General features: G+C 67.6%; 15 protein-coding genes and 2 pseudogenes. 7 read left to right on the top strand and 10 right to left on the bottom strand.

Annotated elements, in window-relative coordinates:
• Window positions 1-1,126 (top strand): acyltransferase domain-containing protein (locus ABT130_RS33180; RefSeq protein ID WP_350962174.1); only part of this gene is annotated, 1,126 nt, incomplete at its 5' end.
• A 13-nt stretch (window positions 1,127-1,139) separates the two neighbouring features.
• Window positions 1,140-2,717, top strand: a complete 1,578-nt coding sequence (locus ABT130_RS33175) for a carboxymuconolactone decarboxylase family protein (protein WP_350962179.1) — start codon at window positions 1,140-1,142, stop codon at window positions 2,715-2,717.
• A 177-nt stretch (window positions 2,718-2,894) separates the two neighbouring features.
• On the opposite strand, the gene ABT130_RS33170 is transcribed toward ABT130_RS33175, so the two are convergent.
• Window positions 2,895-3,383, bottom strand: coding sequence for a hypothetical protein (locus ABT130_RS33170; protein WP_350962171.1), 489 nt, complete (start codon window positions 3,381-3,383; stop codon window positions 2,895-2,897).
• A 197-nt stretch (window positions 3,384-3,580) separates the two neighbouring features.
• Here ABT130_RS33170 and ABT130_RS33165 point away from each other — a divergent pair.
• Window positions 3,581-3,796, top strand: a pseudogene (locus ABT130_RS33165) (transposase); the annotation flags it as partial.
• A 107-nt stretch (window positions 3,797-3,903) separates the two neighbouring features.
• Here ABT130_RS33165 and ABT130_RS33160 read toward each other — a convergent pair.
• The 6 genes from ABT130_RS33160 to ABT130_RS33135 form a co-directional block, all read right to left on the bottom strand.
• Complete coding sequence (locus tag ABT130_RS33160) at window positions 3,904-5,664, bottom strand: ferritin-like domain-containing protein (protein ID WP_350962169.1); 1,761 nt, start codon at window positions 5,662-5,664, stop codon at window positions 3,904-3,906.
• 1 nt (window position 5,665) lies between these two features.
• Complete coding sequence (locus ABT130_RS33155; protein ID WP_350962166.1) at window positions 5,666-5,896, bottom strand: hypothetical protein; 231 nt, start codon at window positions 5,894-5,896, stop codon at window positions 5,666-5,668.
• Window positions 5,893-6,093, bottom strand: a complete 201-nt coding sequence (locus ABT130_RS33150; RefSeq protein ID WP_350962163.1) for a hypothetical protein — start codon at window positions 6,091-6,093, stop codon at window positions 5,893-5,895. The genes ABT130_RS33155 and ABT130_RS33150 overlap by 4 nt, the downstream gene beginning before the upstream one ends.
• Window positions 6,094-6,261: 168 nt before the next feature.
• Window positions 6,262-7,017, bottom strand: coding sequence for an SDR family oxidoreductase (locus ABT130_RS33145; protein WP_350962161.1), 756 nt, complete (start codon window positions 7,015-7,017; stop codon window positions 6,262-6,264).
• Window positions 7,018-7,191: 174 nt separating this feature from the next.
• Complete coding sequence (locus ABT130_RS33140) at window positions 7,192-7,374, bottom strand: hypothetical protein (RefSeq protein WP_350962159.1); 183 nt, start codon at window positions 7,372-7,374, stop codon at window positions 7,192-7,194.
• A 112-nt stretch (window positions 7,375-7,486) separates the two neighbouring features.
• Complete coding sequence (locus tag ABT130_RS33135; protein ID WP_350962156.1) at window positions 7,487-9,217, bottom strand: L-aspartate oxidase; 1,731 nt, start codon at window positions 9,215-9,217, stop codon at window positions 7,487-7,489.
• A 73-nt stretch (window positions 9,218-9,290) separates the two neighbouring features.
• On the opposite strand from ABT130_RS33135, the pseudogene ABT130_RS33130 reads away from it, so the two are divergent.
• Window positions 9,291-9,458: pseudogene (locus ABT130_RS33130) on the top strand (sigma factor); the annotation flags it as partial.
• A 60-nt stretch (window positions 9,459-9,518) separates the two neighbouring features.
• Here the strand turns inward: ABT130_RS33130 and ABT130_RS33125 are convergent.
• Window positions 9,519-10,763: a low temperature requirement protein A gene (locus ABT130_RS33125; RefSeq protein WP_350962153.1), complete on the bottom strand. Its 1,245-nt coding sequence runs from the start codon at window positions 10,761-10,763 to the stop codon at window positions 9,519-9,521.
• A gap of 364 nt (window positions 10,764-11,127) precedes the next feature.
• Here ABT130_RS33125 and ABT130_RS33120 point away from each other — a divergent pair, with 364 nt between their 5' ends.
• The 3 genes from ABT130_RS33120 (at window position 11,128) to ABT130_RS33110 (ending at window position 14,628) form a co-directional block, all read left to right on the top strand.
• Window positions 11,128-12,786 (top strand): tannase/feruloyl esterase family alpha/beta hydrolase, encoded by a 1,659-nt coding sequence (locus ABT130_RS33120; RefSeq protein ID WP_350962150.1) that lies wholly within the window; start codon window positions 11,128-11,130, stop codon window positions 12,784-12,786.
• A 636-nt stretch (window positions 12,787-13,422) separates the two neighbouring features.
• Window positions 13,423-14,160, top strand: a complete 738-nt coding sequence (locus ABT130_RS33115; RefSeq protein ID WP_350962148.1) for an SDR family NAD(P)-dependent oxidoreductase — start codon at window positions 13,423-13,425, stop codon at window positions 14,158-14,160.
• A 288-nt stretch (window positions 14,161-14,448) separates the two neighbouring features.
• Window positions 14,449-14,628 carry a hypothetical protein gene (locus tag ABT130_RS33110; RefSeq protein WP_350962145.1) on the top strand — a complete coding sequence of 60 codons (180 nt, stop codon included), beginning with the start codon at window positions 14,449-14,451 and terminating at the stop codon, window positions 14,626-14,628.
• A gap of 12 nt (window positions 14,629-14,640) precedes the next feature.
• Here the strand turns inward: ABT130_RS33110 and ABT130_RS33105 are convergent, their stop codons facing one another.
• Complete coding sequence (locus tag ABT130_RS33105) at window positions 14,641-15,300, bottom strand: sigma-70 family RNA polymerase sigma factor (RefSeq protein WP_350962176.1); 660 nt, start codon at window positions 15,298-15,300, stop codon at window positions 14,641-14,643.
• Between the two features lie 225 nt (window positions 15,301-15,525).
• Window positions 15,526-15,783 carry a hypothetical protein gene (locus ABT130_RS33100; protein ID WP_350962142.1) on the bottom strand — a complete coding sequence of 86 codons (258 nt, stop codon included), beginning with the start codon at window positions 15,781-15,783 and terminating at the stop codon, window positions 15,526-15,528.
• Window positions 15,784-15,856 lie beyond the last annotated feature (73 nt).

The raw sequence follows: 15,856 nt of genomic DNA, 5'->3' as shown, positions 1-15,856 counted from the left end.
GCAGTGGTTGGAGGGCACGGAGCTGGATGCCGGCTACTGGTATGAGAACGTGCGGCGGACGGTGGAGTTCGCGCCGGCCATCGAGCGGTTGCTGGAGGAGCGGTATCGGGCGTTCGTCGAGGTCGGCCCGCATCCGCTGCTGATGCTGGGGATCGAGCAGGCGGTGGACGCGGCGGGGGTCACCGCGGTGGTGGCCGGGACGTTGCGCCGTGACGAGGGTGGCATGGACCGGGTGCTGCTTTCGGCGGCCGAGCTGTTCGTCCGCGGGGTCGCGGTGGACACTGCGCCAAGCGCGTCACAGAGCCCGCCGGACGTCATCGCGCACCTGCACCGGCAGTCGGTCGACGCTGGTTTGCTGGACCAGGCGGACGCATTGCTGCGCGGGGTGGCCGAAGTGCGCGAGAAGTCGGCCGAGCCGCCGGCCCTCCGTCTGACACCGTTGAGGGACAGTGGAACCGGGCGTCAGCTGGTCTGTGTCGCGCCCATCGTTCCCACCACCGGCGAGCATGTCTACCATGGTCTGGCCACCGCTCTTGGCGGCCAGTGGGATGTCAGCGTGGTCACGCCTGGCGGGTTCACCGACGGCGAGCTGTTGCCCAGCTCCCGGACCGTGTTGATCGAGCAACTGGCGGCCGCGGTCGTGGACCGCACCGTGGCGGGTCCGCTTGTCCTGCTTGGAACATCTTCGGGCGGGTTGCTCGCCCACGAGGTCGCCGCCTGGCTTGACGATCGTGGCCTTGCCGTCGACGCGGTTGTCCTGCTGGATACCCACTTGCTCGACTCGAAAGCCACTGAGGTGTTGCGGCCCAGGCTGTGGCCGGCGTTGCATGCCCGGGAATCGGTGGTCGACGGGCTCGACTGGATCCGCTTGTCGGCCACCGCTTGGTATTTGGACCTGTTGTCGTCGTGGCGTCCTCGGCCGACGCGCGTGCCATCGCTGCTGGTGCGCGCGTCTGTGCCGCTGGGCACCGTACACGACGACGCTTGGCGATCGACGCTGCCCGGGATGACCGACGTCATCGACGGCCCCGGCGACCATCTGTCGATGCTCGAGCAGCACATCGTGGAGACCGGTGGCCGCGTGGCGGACTGGCTCGAACACATGGTGTTGAACAAAAGGCAGTGAGAGGTAGGTGGACATGTACTACGAGCACCTGAGCGAGTCCGTGTGGATCGCCTATGACGGAACCACTCGCAACGCGACGTACGTGCGGGGTGACATGAGCGGGGGTATGCTCGTCGGCACTCTCGACAGCGCGGACGCCACGAGACAGCTGCTCAGTTACGGCGATGGCGCGGCGAAGGTGGTGGTGCTCACCGACACCGACTCCGGGCAGCACATCCCGGACTACGCCACGACACTCACCTCGGTGGAGACGGCGACGGCACTCGCCAGGTGCCCTCTGCTCGACGCCGTCGAGGTGGAGCGGGGTTCTCCACTCGATGCCTATCTCGGGAGATCCCAGCGCACACACGGAATCGCGGCTCGGCGATTAACACCTGATCAAACCTTCAGCGGTGCGGCCGACCTCAAACTCGGCCACACACTTGTCGAGGTTCAGGACATCGGGCGCGCCTACAGCACCGCTGACACGATCGTGTGGCTTCCTGACGAGGCGGTGCTGATCACAGGTGCCGCTGTCGTCAACGGTGTGCATCCCGCGTCGTGGTCGGGCTCGATCGAGCTGTGGCGTGCGGCTTGCGTCCAGCTCGCGGCGCTACGGCCGACTGTAGTGGTTCCCGGGTACGGGCCGGTCACCGACATCACCGGGATCATCGATCTGCGGGACTATCTCGAGCACCTGCACAGCGAGGCGGAGGTGCGCTACCGCAAGGGAATGCCGGTCGAGGAGGCCGCCGCCGAACTGCCGCTCGGCCGCTGGGACCAGTGGGACTGCCGGGAGAACCTGGCGATCACCTTGGCCACCGTCTACAAGTCCCTGGGCGACAGCACCGACCGCACGGTCACCGGCGTCCTGACCACCGCCGCCGAGATCGCCGAGGGCATCCGCCGACGGCCGCGGATCGCACCCGTCGCCCCCGGTGAGCGTGACCAGGAAACACTGGACGCGTTGGGCCTCATCGAAGGGGAGAACTCGATCTTCGAGCTGCACCGTGTGAACATCCCGAACATTCTCACCACCTTTGTACGGCACACCAAGCTGTACAAGGAGAGCGTGCCCCTCGCCCGTGGCGTGATCGACGGCGTCCTACCGCCACGCCACCGCGAATTGGCGATCTTGCGCGGCGCGTGGGCGTGTTCGGCGATCTACCAGTGGAATCACCACTACCTTGTCGCTCTCGGCGTCGGCCTCACCCGAGAGGAGATCGACCTGATTTCCCGGGACATCTCCCTCGGACCATGGACCCGGCACGAGCGGGCGGTGCTGACCGCTGTGGACGAACTGCACACCGAGTCAGTGGTTTCCGACCACACCTGGGAGACCCTGTCGGAAACCTACGGCGAACGTGAACTGATCGAACTCGTCACCCTGATCGGCGAGTACCACAAGGTCTCCTTCGCGCTGAATAGCTGGGGCGTCCCCCTCGAACCGTGGATGGGCCCTTACCGCATCCCCTCCGGCTGGCGCACCGCCCACCAGGCCCGAGCCACTTCCCTGGACGATGCCTCACGTGGTGAGCTTGGCGGGTTTCTTGTAGCAGGTCAGCGCGGCGGAGAGGCCGAGGAAGGCGAGAGGTGGCTGCCCTTGCATTAATACCGGACGGGGAGACGGCGCTAGCCGAACAGCCAGGCAAGGAACCTCTCAATGCCCAGCACACGGGCTCGGCCCCGGCCAGGCAGGTCGGCGTCTTGTCGCGCTCACGCGGTAGCAGCAGCCCGGCCAGATGCTCGCGAAACCCGCGCCGCTGCCCGAACGCGGAGAAGCAGGTACTCAGGACGCCCTGGAAGTTGAAGGAATGACTCTGCTGAGTCCCCAGGCGATCAGGCCGGTGATCGCTCCAACGATGACGCCGGTGAAGAGACTGCTGATCGCGGCGAACAGTCGCAGGATGACGGACTGCGTCGCCGGGTTGAGATCGCTCAGGTTCCCGCCGAGTGCGGGCGGGTTGCCGCCGAAGCCGGCGTCCCAGAGCAACTGGTGTCCCGCGGCAAGGAGGACGCCATAGAACAGGCCCACGACGAGCAGGGTGAGGAAGGGGCTGGGCACTCGTTTCCAGAGGGCGACCCCGATCCAGATCATCGGTGGTACGAAGACGAACAGGGCGTTCACGAAGGTGCCCTCGTGGATGACGTCCAGGTCGTGAAGCACGACCCGGGGCGCCGCGAGAAGAGCGAGCCCGATTACCGCGATCATGGGCAGCCCGAGAACCGGGCGTCTCGGGGCGGGCGGCCGAGGTGGTGGGGTGTGCTGATGGGTCATGGCTGCACGCTAGGGAGCGCCATGGGCGCGGCACATCCGTATCCGATCTCGATGCCGGTACGTCCAGAGGCGACCCCCGGTGTCGCTTCACGCGGGCCGCGGAGCCGCCGAGGGGCGCCCTAGGGTGCGTATCGGATTGATCAATCTGTGGGATTCGCCCGTGTGGCGGGGCCTGATCCGGTAGGCCGTCTTGTGCGACGCGGGTCCAACCGACGGACAAGGAGCGGGAGTTCATCGAGCCTTACCTGCCAATCGGCAGGTTCGGCCCGTACCCCGAGCGGCTGCGACAGCAGTTCGAGGGCGCGATCTGGCGGTTCAAGACGGACGAGCAGTGGCGGGAGATGCCGAAGGAGTTCGGCGCCTGGCCGACCGTCCACAACCGCTTCCGGCAGTGTGGGGACGCCGGCGTCTTCGAAATCACCGACCTTGCGGGCGCCGTCGGGCCCCAGCTCGCACAGGAAGGGGGGATTGGCGGTCGCGTCGGCGGGCTCCTGCGCCGCCGGCTCCAGGATGTTCCTGTTCATGGCGTGCTTTCTTTGCTCGTGGTAGGCCGATGGTCGCCTTCGTGGTCCGATGCTTCCTCGCGGAAGCCGATCTCTCGGTGGGTTCCGTCGCACAGCGGTTTGTTGCCGGAATGGCCGCAGCGGCACAGCGTCATCCTGTTGCGGCTCTCCAGCGGCCGGCCGTCCGCTCGCAGGACCGGCACTCCTCCGGTGACCCACAGGGCGCTGGCCAGTCCATCCTCCTCCTCCAGGACCGAGATGGCCTGCGGAAGGTCGGGCTCGATCGTGTCGCCGCCGCGCTGCAGGGCGTAGCTGTAGGAGCCGGAGGGGCAGTGGTCCATACGGCCCATGATGTTGGCGCGTACGTCGCTGTCGCCGGTGTCGGCGAGCATCGCGGCGATCGGCCTGGTGCGGCCGAGGCAGAAGGCGGCATGGATGCACAGCTCTCCCACTCGCTGGGCCGAGATGCCCACTCCGTCGTGCACGTGCTGCAGTTCCTTGTACGGCCGCATGACCGGGCTCTCCGTGCCGTCGAACCCGATCAGGGCGTGGGTGCCGTCGCAGAACGGCTTGGAGCCCGAGTGGCCGCAGCGGCACAGCGCATAGGTGTCCTCGGTTTCCAGGGGCTCGCCGGTCTTCCAGGTCAGCGCGTTGTTCTCCGAGGAGACGATCTTGCGTTTGCGGCGGAGCGGGATGCTGCCGTACACGATGTACGGGCCGTCGCGCAGGACGACGATCCGCTTCCGGTCACCGGCGCTCCACCGGCGTTGTTCGGGTGGGACATATTCGAAGGTGGGGCCGGCCGTGGTGCCCTCGCCGTCGGGCATCCGCATCAGGGCCCTGGCTTGGGCCTTGAGCGCGTACATGGTGCTGGTGGCGACCGCGAGCAGCTTCGGGCTGCCGTTGAACGCCTGCTCCAGCAGATGCAGGATGGCGCAATAGGTGTGGTTGAACTCGTCCTGGGCGATGCGGATGGCGCTGCCCGGGTCGGCCGGTCGCGGGTTGCGCCGCATCGGGAGTACGCCCGCCGGATCCACCCAGATCGCCTCGCCGGTGGGCCCGGACTGCGGGGTGTCGCCCCGCCGGTAGCGTCGGCCAAGCTTGAGCTCCTGGAACCGATAGTAGTGCGCCACCTCGTCCCGATCGGGGTGGAAGACGTCCTGGTCACCGTCCCAGACTTCGCCGTGGGCGGTGCCCTCGCCCTGCTCGACGATCTCCTCCAGCGCCGCGAGCGCGGACTTCAGTCCGTCTACCGCGATCAGCCGCCCGGCGGTGTGGCGGAAGTGCGCGGCGTTCACCTGGCGGGCCGGATCGCCGCTGAAGACCTTCCGCTCGCCGAGCCGGTCGCATAGGTGGCGCAGTCCCTGTTCGATCGCGGCGTAGAACTGGCCGATCGTCTCGTAGTCGTCGTCCTCCGCCGGCGCGCCGGGCGGTGCCGGCTGTTCGATCCGCAGGAACATCTCGAGTGCTTCCGCGCCGAAGGGGACCAGCGACAGCTCCAAGGAGCGGTCGCCATGGGGAAGGGGCCGGGGGTGCGGCGGGAGCATCCGCGGCGTGTCCAGTCGCGGGCGGCCGCCGATGGCGTTGAGCAGGTTCACGGCCAGCGCCAGGTGCAGCATCTCCTCGGCGAAGACGCTGCTCACCACTTCGACTGCTTCCGGGTTGCGCTCCGGGTCCAGCGAGTACAGCGCGCACAGGTACGGCGGCAAGGTCGCGTGTTCCAACTCGATCGCCCACTGCAGGTGCTCACGCAGGCTGTCGAGCGTGTGGATCCGCATGTCAGGCAACGTGACCGCCGGGCCGGGAGTCGTCTTCCAGCACCTCGACCGCGTCGCGCAGACCCCGCAGGCCGATCTTCTCGCGCTCGACGTCCGTCGGATCGAACAGCCAGTCGGTGACCGGCAATCGCATCTCTTCCTCCGGATGGCTCGCCTCGACCACGATCAGTTCGACCTCGACTTCGGCCTTGAGCTCGTACAGAACGTCGCCCTCGCCGTTCGGAGCGCTCATCTTTCCTCCATGCGTGGCTTGAGTGGATGTCCGGCGGACCGGCTGGCCGCGTGGATCAGCCACACGGTGATCTGGCCGGAGGCGAACAGGTGGGTGAAGCGCTCACCCCGGCGGGCCGCCGGCGTGTAGGCGGAGTGGGCCCGGCGGCGGGTCTCGACGACCGCCGCCACCCCCACGGCACGTTGCGACCGCGACATCTGCTCGAGGGGCTCGAACCCGGCACCGACGAGCAGCGGTCCGGCCTCCTACAGCATGGTCAGAGCCGTCTGCTACGCGGTCTATCTCGGCTTGGGCCCGGCGGGTCCCGGTTGCTGTCGGACATGGAAGTTGCCTTTCGTGCCTATGGGGACTTCGGGCCGGGCGTGCTACATGCCGGCCGCGTTCCGGGCGGACCAGTCGCGGTAACTGATCGTGCCGAGGGTGGCGCTGTCCTCCGGCACCAGCGACCGCTCGAGCAGTTCGGCTCCGAAGTAGTGCGCGTGCGGGTCGGTGACCACCTCGCGCGGGTCGCCCCAGGAGGCCAGCGCGTCGCGGAAGAACTCGTCCATCCGGTACTGCTCGGGCCCGGCGATCTCGCCCCTGCCGTTCAACGGCGTCCCCACCGAGACCCTGCCGAGCGCCTGCGCGACGTCGTCGCCCGCGATCGGCTGGAACAGCACGGGCGCCATCCGCACCTTGTCGCCGTCCGTAGCGTCGTCGGCGATTCTCCGGACGAACTCGAAGAACTGGGTGGCGTGCACGATCGAGTACGGGATCGACGACTTCTCGATCAGCTGCTCTTGGGCGATCTTCGCCCGGAAGTAGGCGTTCCCGGGCGGCCGCTCCGTGCCCACCACCGACAGCGCGACGTGGTGGCCGACACCGGCCGCCGCCTCTGCGGCGAGCAGGTTGCGGGTGGAGGTCTCGAAGAACTCCCGTACGGCGGCCTCCTCGAAGGAGGGGGAGTTCGACACGTCGATCACCACCGACGCGCCTGTCAGCACCTCGGCCAGCCCTTCGCCGGTGAGGGTGTTCACGCCGGTGTTCGGCGCCGCAGCCACCGCCTCGTGGCCGTGCTCGCCCAGCTTCGTCACCAGCTTCGACCCGATCAGGCCGGTCCCACCGATTACCACGATCTTCACGGCGAACCCTTTCTGTCTGCCGGGGCATCTGTCGCCAACCGGTCACCAGCTAAGACCGGGCAGCCTCCGAGCTTGTGACAGTTGCCGCGAGATTCTTTCTCCAGCTGCGGATGACGCCAACACTCATGATCAAAATCTCGGGCGTACCACACGATCATGTGGCGCGCCGGGGGTCTACTGGTGGACCAGGACGATCGCTACTGGGCGCGCGCTTTCCGGCAGGCTGGTGGTCACCTTGATGTCGGGAGCGACCGCATGCGCCCGCGCCGGCGAGGTGGCCAGGACACGTTCCGCCTCCCCGGCCGCCCACTCCACGGCCCGCAGACCCTCCTCGGAGTCGTCCACTTCTACAACCACAGGGCTCATCCTTGTCGTCCTTTCAGGGAGAGGCGAGCATCCGTCCGGTGGTACGTCCAGTTTGAACGGGAGAGGGGCGACCGGCTCGAGCAGCGCGACCGGTGGTTGATCGCTACTCAACGAGTTTGCCGACGGTCGAAACCTCGCGCATGAGCGCCGCGATCTCGCCGGGAATCGGCGGGATGGCCTCCCGCTCCACCGAACCGGGACCGGACCACACGAGGTTGACCTGCAGCGCGGGGTCGAGCCCGGGGTAGTCGGAGCGGTTGTGGCAGCCGCGGGTCTCGCGACGCTCCAGCCCGGTCTCGATCGTCGCGCGGGCGGCGAGCGCCGCGGACTTCAGGTCGAAGACGTGGGCCAGGTCCTGGAAGCCGGCGAGGTCCGGGTGCACGCCGACGTCCGCGATGCGCGCCTCCACCGCAGCGAGTTCGGCCAGGCCTTTCCGCAGGCCGCTCTCATCGCGCACCACCCCGGCGTACTCGGTCATGATGTCGCGGAGGGCGCGCTGCAGTGAGCGCACGTTCTCGGGGCCGTCGGCCGCGAGGAGCTCATCCACCTCCGCCCGTGCCGCGTCGAGCACTTCGGTCGAGCGTCGCTGGCCGCCCAGGCCCGCGGAATACGCGGCCGCTGCCTGCCCGACGATGCGGCCGAAGACGAGCAGTTCGATGAGTGAGTTGCCGCCGAGGCGGTTGGCGCCGTGCAGGCCGCTGGCCGCCTCTCCGATCGCGTACAGGCCGTCGACCCCGGTGCTGTGGTCCTCGGACCGCACCCAGACCCCGCCCATCGAGTAGTGCGCGGTCGGGGCGATCTCGATCGGATCCTTGGTGATGTCGAGCATCTGCAGCTCCAGCAGCGTCTGGTAGACGCGAGGCAACCGCGTCATAATCGTCTCGCGCGGCAGATGGGACACATCCAGCCACACGCCGCCGTTCTGGGTCCCACGACCTTCTTTGATCTCTGTGTAGGCGGCCAGTGAGACGCGGTCACGCGTGGACAACTCCATCCGTTCCGGGTCATAGCGCGACATGAACCGCTCGCCGAGCTGGTTACGCAGGATTCCGCCCTCACCCCGGGCCGCTTCGGAGACGAGGGTGCCGGCCGCGTTCTCGGGCGCGATGAGACCGGACGGGTGGAACTGCACCAGCTCGGCGTCGCGGATCCGGCAGCCCGCCTGGACGGCAAGGCGGAAGGCGTCGCCGGTATTCTCGTCACGCCGGGAGGAGGTGCGCCGCCAGATCCGGGTGTGGCCGCCGGCGGCCAGGATCACTGCGTCGGCATGGACGACGTAACGGCTGCCGTCGGTCAGGCCGAACCCGTACGCGCCGAAAACCGCGTTGTCGTGGACGAGGATGCGCGTGACATACACGGTGTCGAGGATGGGGACATCCAGTTGCGCCGCGCGGTCGATCAGGGTGCGCTGGATCTCGAGTCCGGTGTAGTCCCCGGCGTAGGCGGTGCGCCGGTAGGTGTGGGCGCCGAAGAACCGCTGGGAGATTCGCCCGTCCTGTTCGCGGGCGAACGGCATGCCCCAGCGTTGGAGGTCTTCGATGCCTCGCACGGCTCCCTCGGTGACGATTTGTACGGTCTGCGGGTTGGCGAGGAGGTAGCTCTCTTTGAGGGTGTCCGCCGCGTGCTGTTGCCAGGTGTCCTCGGGGTCCATGGTGGCGAGCGCCGCGTTGATGCCGCCCGCCGCGAGCGAGGTGTGCGCGTCCGCCTTCGGCCGTTTGCCCACCGCGAGGACGTCGACACCGCGCTCGGCGAGTTCGATGGCGGCCCGCAGCCCGGCTCCTCCCGTTCCGATGACCAGGACCGATGTGGCGATCCGTCTCTCTGACGAGTGCATGGTGCTCCTTTGGCCGCATCGATGAAAGCAATTCCTGAAGCAAGACCGGGTAGCGGTGTGATCTGTGACGTCCATGCCGGTGTGTGCCGGTCGCTCCGCCGGGGAAATCTCCCGGGACTGTTACCTGCCGCTGGGCTGTCCTTGTGTGCGGCCGCGCCTGTTCGGAATCGCGTACCGGATGCTGGGCAGCATCACCGAAGCCGAGGATCTGGTGCAGGACGTCTGGCTGCGCCGGCAGGCGTACGAGCGCGCCACGGTGGACAGCCCAGCCGCGTCCGCGTATCCCGCCGAGGACGGCGGCCTACCTTATGGGGGATTGCGGGCCATGACGACGCGCTCCAGCGCGGGCCCCCACGGCTGCGGTCCAGATCGTGACGGCGACCAGTACGACGCAGATGGCCGCGATCATCGCGACCACGGCGGCCACACCGATCCAGGGTGTCGCGAGCGGCAGCAACAAGATGACGGTGGCACAACCCAGAGCCGCAGCGGGAAAGATGACGGGCTCTGCGACGACAAGCGCGTGAATCGCCCACAGCAGAGCGAGATACACCCCGACCGGGATGGCGACCGCGTAGCCGAGCGCCGGCGGCGATGCCGCCACCTCGTGCCCGCTCTGCTCCACCGCCACTTCGAGCCCGGCGCCGAGGGCCGCCAAGGCCGCGAAGATGCCGTAGTGACCGTACCCCCACAGGTAGGACCGATGACGGCGGTCACTGAGACCTTCCCCTGCCTGCACGAGGAAGTACAGCCACCAAAGAGCGAACAACAGGACGAGACCGGAGCCGGCGATCACGATGGAGGGACCGCTGATCTCACCCGCTTCGAGCGCTCCCTCGACTCCTCTGCTCGCGGCCAGGACACTCTCACCGAGCAGAATGATCGTGAACAGGCCGTAGCGCTCGGCGATGTGGTGTGGATGCCAATGGGTGGCCCTGGCCCGCTCCGCCCACCGTGGCACCACGAGTTCCAGGACGACCAGACAGACGAAGAACGGCAGCTGGAAGGATGGGGGCAGGGCACCCGTCTCCACGAGGACGAACCAGAGCAACCAACCCACCTGCGCGAGGCCGATGCCGGCGGCGTAGCGCAACGCGGTGCGGCGGCTCGCCGGGTCTTCGGTACCGGCCCGCAGCCACTGGGCGACGAGCCCGATCCTCATGATCAGGTAGCCCAGCGTGATGATCCCGTAATCGGAGCGACCGGCCGCGGCGGGCACGCCGGCGGCAAGCACCAGCACGCCGGCCATCTGCACCATGGTCAGCAGCCGGTAGGCGACATCGTCGGTGTCGTAGGACGAGGCGAACCACGTGAAGTTCATCCACGCCCACCAGATCGCGAAGAACACCTGGAGGAACGGGACCAGCCCAGCGAGGCCATGACCGTCGGCGATGCCGTGCGCGAGCTGGGCGGTGACGACCGCGACCGCAACCACGAAGGTGAGGTCGAACAGGAGCTCCAGCTGGCTCGACGCGCGGTGCGGCTCGTCGATGGGACGAGCGCTCATCCGGATGCGGATTCGGATGGTGGTGTTGGCTGGTGGCAAGCTCTCGCTCCTGTCGCTCCGTGAGTCCGTCCTGCCTGAAAGACAGGGCAGTACGCCGATCTGTGACAACGCGGCATCAAAGTCGGCGCACACGAGCAGGTGACGGCACCGGCAGCCCGGCACGCCCCCTCGACAATCCGGACCAAGGGGAAGAAGGGGACGAAGGCGATTGGCTCGCCGCAGGGCCGTATGGAGTGCGAAGGGCGGCGGAGCCGGAGGTGAGACCGTCGCCGGGCGTCGGCTCGCCCCAGAAGCGCCAATAGCCGGCCTTCCATCGGGGACGTCGGCCCCAGAAGACGAAATAAATTTAGATGATCACGATCACAGGCAGGAAGAAGCGAAGTCGTACTCCCCCGGAGGACATATGAAAAGACACATCTTCGCAACCACCATCATCGCGCTGACCGCATCATGCCTCGGAATGCTTCAAGGTCTCTCCCCGGCCGCCGCCGCCCCGACCGCAGACCCCGCGCGGACGATCGTGACTGACGCTGCGACCAGGTGCGCGTCGCTCACGGGGCTGCGCGTGGACACTGCGGACATCGGCCTGCCCACCCGCGGTGGCGAGGTCGACTCCGCGACGCTCAACAGCGCCGACCCGGCCCGCGGCCGACCCGAGTTCTGCCTGGCCCGGGGCAAGGTGCACAGCCTCGATACCACGGCCCCCGACATCAACTTCCAGGTCAACCTGCCGACCTCTTGGAACAGGAAGTCGGTGCAGTTCGGCGGCAGCGGCTTCAACGGAATCGTCGTCACCGGGCTCGATGTGGCCCCCGGCTTCGTCAATACCGACCCGGCACAGGGACAGCCGCCGGTCAACCGTGGCTACGCCACGTTCGGGAGCGACGGAGGCAGCGCCGTGGGTACCAGCCCCACCGGATCCTTCGCTTTGAACAAGGAGGCGCTCGCCAACTGGGCCGGACAGAGCGTCAAACGCACCCGTGATGCCGTCATCACCATCGTGAAGAGGTATTACGGCAAACAACCCGATAAACAGTACTACACGGGAGGATCCAAGGGAGGACACGAGGCACTCGTCGCCGCCCAGCGATACGGTGACGATTACGACGGGATCATCGCCTACTACCCTGCCATTGCGAACCAGGCGATGGTGATCAGCTGGTATCACATATGGAAACAGGCATACAGCCGTCCCGGCGGCTATCTCAACCCCGCCAAGCAGCAGCTGGTCGCCAACGCCGTGTACGGCACGTGCGACAAACTCGACGGTGCCGTCGACGGAGTGATCTCCAATGTCCGGGGCTGCGACGATGCCTTCTCCGTCGAGTCGCTACGCTGCCCCGGTGGAACCGACAGCTCGGACACCTGTCTGTCCCAGACTCAGATCCAAACCCTGCAGACAGCGGCCTCCCACTACAAGTTCGCGTTCCCGATGGCGAACGGAGTCACCGGGATAGGCCCCTATCCCGTCTTGCGGGGCGCCGATCTCGCTCCCCTGATGCTCGACAGCGCGGGAAACGGTGAAGCCGCCGGCTACTACACGCTCTTCGATCCGGTAATCCGTTATTTCATTGAGCAGGACGCCGACGGGTCCTTGGTGAATTTCGACTATCGACAGTACGAGAAGCGCGTCAAGGAACTGTCCCGGCTTCTTGACACGACTGACCCCGACATCGACCGTTTCGCGCGCCACGGCGGCAAGCTCATCATCGTCCAGGGCACCACCGACATGCTGGTCCCAGAAGCATTGACCAGCGCCTACTACGAACGGATGGCCGAACGCTACGGCCCATCGATCCGCCGCTTCGTGCGCTATTACGTCCAGCCCGGCTACGCCCACGCGACCGGACGCTTCGACCTGGCCTGGGACTCCCTCACAGCCCTGGACGACTGGACGAGCCGAAACAACCCTCCGGTCAACCCAGTGGCGACCGACGCCAACCCCGCCACAAAGAACCGCACACGCCCCTTGTGTGAATACCCGCTGTGGCCGAAGTACAAAGGCCACGGCGACGTCGGCCAGGCCAGGAACTTCTCGTGTGTCGCCCAAGGGCAACGCTGACACCGGCCATGTGCGTTCCTGGTTCCCGATCACGCTGCCCGCGTGAAGGAACGACCGGGCGGCCGCCCCGCGCGGCCGCCCGGACTCACCCGGGCCGCCCATTGACCTGCACGGCCTACGATCAGCGAAATGACTGGCGGACGTATGCGCGGCCCTAGCGCAAGGGCCTGGAACGGCGCGAGCAGATCCTCCAGACGGCGCTGGAGGCATTCGCCGAACATGGAGACCACAGAACCTCCTTCCAGGAGATAGCCGATCTGATCGGGTGCCGCAGCCGGCGTTGCTGTACCACTTCGGTACGCGCGAGGAACTACTGCTGTCGGTCATGAGCGGCGGGACGCGATCGACAAGGCCCTGGCGCAGGCGGTCTAAAAGAAATGTGGCGGCAGCTGTCACAAGCCTGGAGGCTGTCCGGTCTTAGCAGGCGACTGGGCGGCAACGAGGCGGCACGGCGGGCAGAAAGGGATCGCGATTTCACGGTCACTCTGCTGTGTGACCCCGGCAAGCCGATGCTCGCCCTGGTGGACGACGAAGGGCTCGCCCAGCGCAAGGACCGCCGCGCTTCTCGCCCGTCCTCTGCGCGGCCGAGCTATTGAGGCATGACGGAACCTGTGAGCCCCTGCGGAAAGGAAGCACATGAGCAACACGTTGGATGGAAAGGTTGTCCTCGTCACTGGAGCGTCGTCGGGTATCGGCGAGGCCACTGCGCTGGCCCTCTCAGTGGAGGGGGCCCGTGTCGCGGTCGGGGCCCGGCGCGCCGACCGGCTGGAGGCTCTGGTGCGCAAGGCGCCCGGCGAGGTGCTGGCCCTCGAACTGGACGTGACCGACCAAGAGTCGGTGCGGGCCGCGGTCGCGAAGACCGTCGAGCGCTTCGGCGCCCTGGACATCCTGGTGAACAACGCCGGGGTGATGCTCGCCGGCCCGATCGTGGGTGCGGACACCACGGAATGGACGCGCATGGTCGAGACCAACCTGCTCGGGTCGATGTACATGGTTCACGCGGCGTTGCCGCATCTGCTGAAGCGCAAGGGCACCGTCCTGCAGGTCTCCTCGACCTCGGGCCGGGTCGCGTCGGCCAGTAGCGGCGTCTACGCCGCGACGAAGTTCGGCATCACCGCCTTCTCCGAGTCGCTGCGGCAGGAGGTCACCGCCCAGGGCGTGCGTGTTGTGGTCGTCGAGCCCGGCTTCGTCGCCACCGAACTGGCCAGCCACATCACCGACCCCACGATGCGGGCCGCCGCGCAGCAGATGGCCACCTCTATGCGCACCCTGCAGCCCGAGGACATCGCCAATGCTGTCGTGTACGCGGTCACCCAGCCGGAGCACGTCGCGGTCAACGAGATCCTCATCCGCCCGACCGACCAGACCCGGTAGGCGAGCGACACCGGCCCTGCGCAGACCTACCTTCGCCGCGCCGGACGCACCACGGCCCGGCGCGGCATCGGCGAACACGAAGACCCGCCAACCGCAGGTCGATCATCCGCGCAGGCTGCTCACTCTGATCTCGTCTGCTGCCGATCCACCGCGTAGCGACAGCGGACGGCGCCGGCTACCGGCTACGAACTGGCCTCGCCGTCACCTGGCCCCGAAGAGACCGAGCAGCGGTTCGAGCTGTGACACCCGCCGTGGACCTCTCGCCGTCGACAGCTTCGTTCAGCCGTCATGGCTGCTGTCGTGCTCACCGAACCGGACCTGAGCCTGGCGTCTGATACCGCTGCATCCGGGTACGAGTGGCGGCGACCGTTGACGCCGTTCACGGCGATGTTGATGGAACTCGCCGACTACCCGATGATGCGGTGGATGCTGCTGGGGATCCGCGAGCGGGGCGAAGCCCGGCGCTGACGGCCGGACGACCTAGCGGGCGACGCCGGCGGAGAGCAGTTCTTCCAGTTCGGCGAGGTCGCCGGTCTGCGCGGCGGCGAGGAACGTCCGTGCGAGGCGCCGGTGCGCGGTGGTGCTCACCGGGTGGCGTCGCTCGGTGGCGAGATGGTCGCGGGCGCGTCGCACGAGTTGCCGCGCGTGGTCTTCGCCCAGGTGGAGGATCTCGGAGATCCGGCGGTAGGGGTAGTCGAAGGCTATGCGTAGGAGATAGACCGCTCGTTCGGCGGGGGTCAGCCTCTCCAGCAGCAGCCGGATCGCGGTGTCGACCGCCTCGCGTCGTTCGGCTGCTATCTCGGGGCTGACAGAGCGGTCCGTCGTCTCGGGAAGCCAGGGGCCGGCGGAAATCTCGCGGCGCCTGCGGGCGGACTGGGCGACATTGATGGCGAGCCTCGTGGTGGTCAGTGCGAGGAATGCGGGCGGGCTGATGACGACCGAGCGGTCGGTGCGGGCCCACCGCAACCACGTCTCCTGCACCACGTCCTCGGCCTCGCCCATGTCTTGCAGGACGCGCAGACCGATCGCGAAGAGCCGGGGCGCGGCGCTGACGAACGCCGAAGCGCCTCCGTCCCACCTTCCGATCGACCGGTCATCGATCTGCTCCGCGTCGTCTCTGTGCGACTCCAACAGGTTCATGGTCACGATCTCGGCTCCGTTCGCACCCGGCATCCGGTGATGCCGCTGTGATCACGGTCGTTTCTTGGGCCCCTTCATCGCGCCCTGGGGAGAGCCTGGTCGGTACCCTGGTCCGGACCACTGGGGCCCGTGGGTAGGTACCCGGGGCGTAGCACGAGCCGCTTCGCCCAGTGAGGTCCACGGCGGCGCCACTGGGGACCTCAGCCGACAGCCGGCGTGCCGCATTCAGGGGCTGACGGTCATCGTCCCCGCGATCATGCTGTCCGCCGAGCCGGTCGACGCCGTGACGGTGGTTCCGGTCGTGGCGGCGAGCACCGCGGGCGCGTTGCCGAAGGCAGGGAAATGAAGATCGTCATTGGTGGGACCGGCCTCATCGGATCCCGGGGGCAAGAGCCTGAACGCGGGCGGGTACGAGTCGGTGCCGCACTCACCGTCCACCTGCTCGATGACCTGTGCATCGGCGGACCCTGCGGCCGGTGTCAAGGGCAAATTGCCGGGCTTGGCAGCAGAGCGGTAGCCTACCCGTCGATCTAAGACGTAGCGCCGGTAACCTCCT

It is taken from the genome of Streptosporangium sp. NPDC001681, from assembly GCF_040298085.1.
Taxonomy (GTDB): Bacteria; Actinomycetota; Actinomycetes; order Streptosporangiales; family Streptosporangiaceae; genus Streptosporangium.
This window is presented reverse-complemented; position numbering and strand designations above follow the sequence as displayed.

Coding starts and splice junctions, on each gene's coding strand:
- ABT130_RS33175 (WP_350962179.1), top strand. CDS start 1,140: ATGTACTACGAGCACCTGAGCGAGTCCGTGTGGATCGCCTATGACGGA.
- ABT130_RS33170 (WP_350962171.1), bottom strand. CDS start 3,383: ATGACCCATCAGCACACCCCACCACCTCGGCCGCCCGCCCCGAGACGC.
- ABT130_RS33160 (WP_350962169.1), bottom strand. CDS start 5,664: ATGCGGATCCACACGCTCGACAGCCTGCGTGAGCACCTGCAGTGGGCG.
- ABT130_RS33155 (WP_350962166.1), bottom strand. CDS start 5,896: ATGAGCGCTCCGAACGGCGAGGGCGACGTTCTGTACGAGCTCAAGGCC.
- ABT130_RS33150 (WP_350962163.1), bottom strand. CDS start 6,093: ATGTCGCGGTCGCAACGTGCCGTGGGGGTGGCGGCGGTCGTCGAGACC.
- ABT130_RS33135 (WP_350962156.1), bottom strand. CDS start 9,217: ATGCACTCGTCAGAGAGACGGATCGCCACATCGGTCCTGGTCATCGGA.
- ABT130_RS33120 (WP_350962150.1), top strand. CDS start 11,128: ATGAAAAGACACATCTTCGCAACCACCATCATCGCGCTGACCGCATCA.
- ABT130_RS33115 (WP_350962148.1), top strand. CDS start 13,423: ATGAGCAACACGTTGGATGGAAAGGTTGTCCTCGTCACTGGAGCGTCG.
- ABT130_RS33110 (WP_350962145.1), top strand. CDS start 14,449: ATGGCTGCTGTCGTGCTCACCGAACCGGACCTGAGCCTGGCGTCTGAT.
- ABT130_RS33105 (WP_350962176.1), bottom strand. CDS start 15,300: ATGAACCTGTTGGAGTCGCACAGAGACGACGCGGAGCAGATCGATGAC.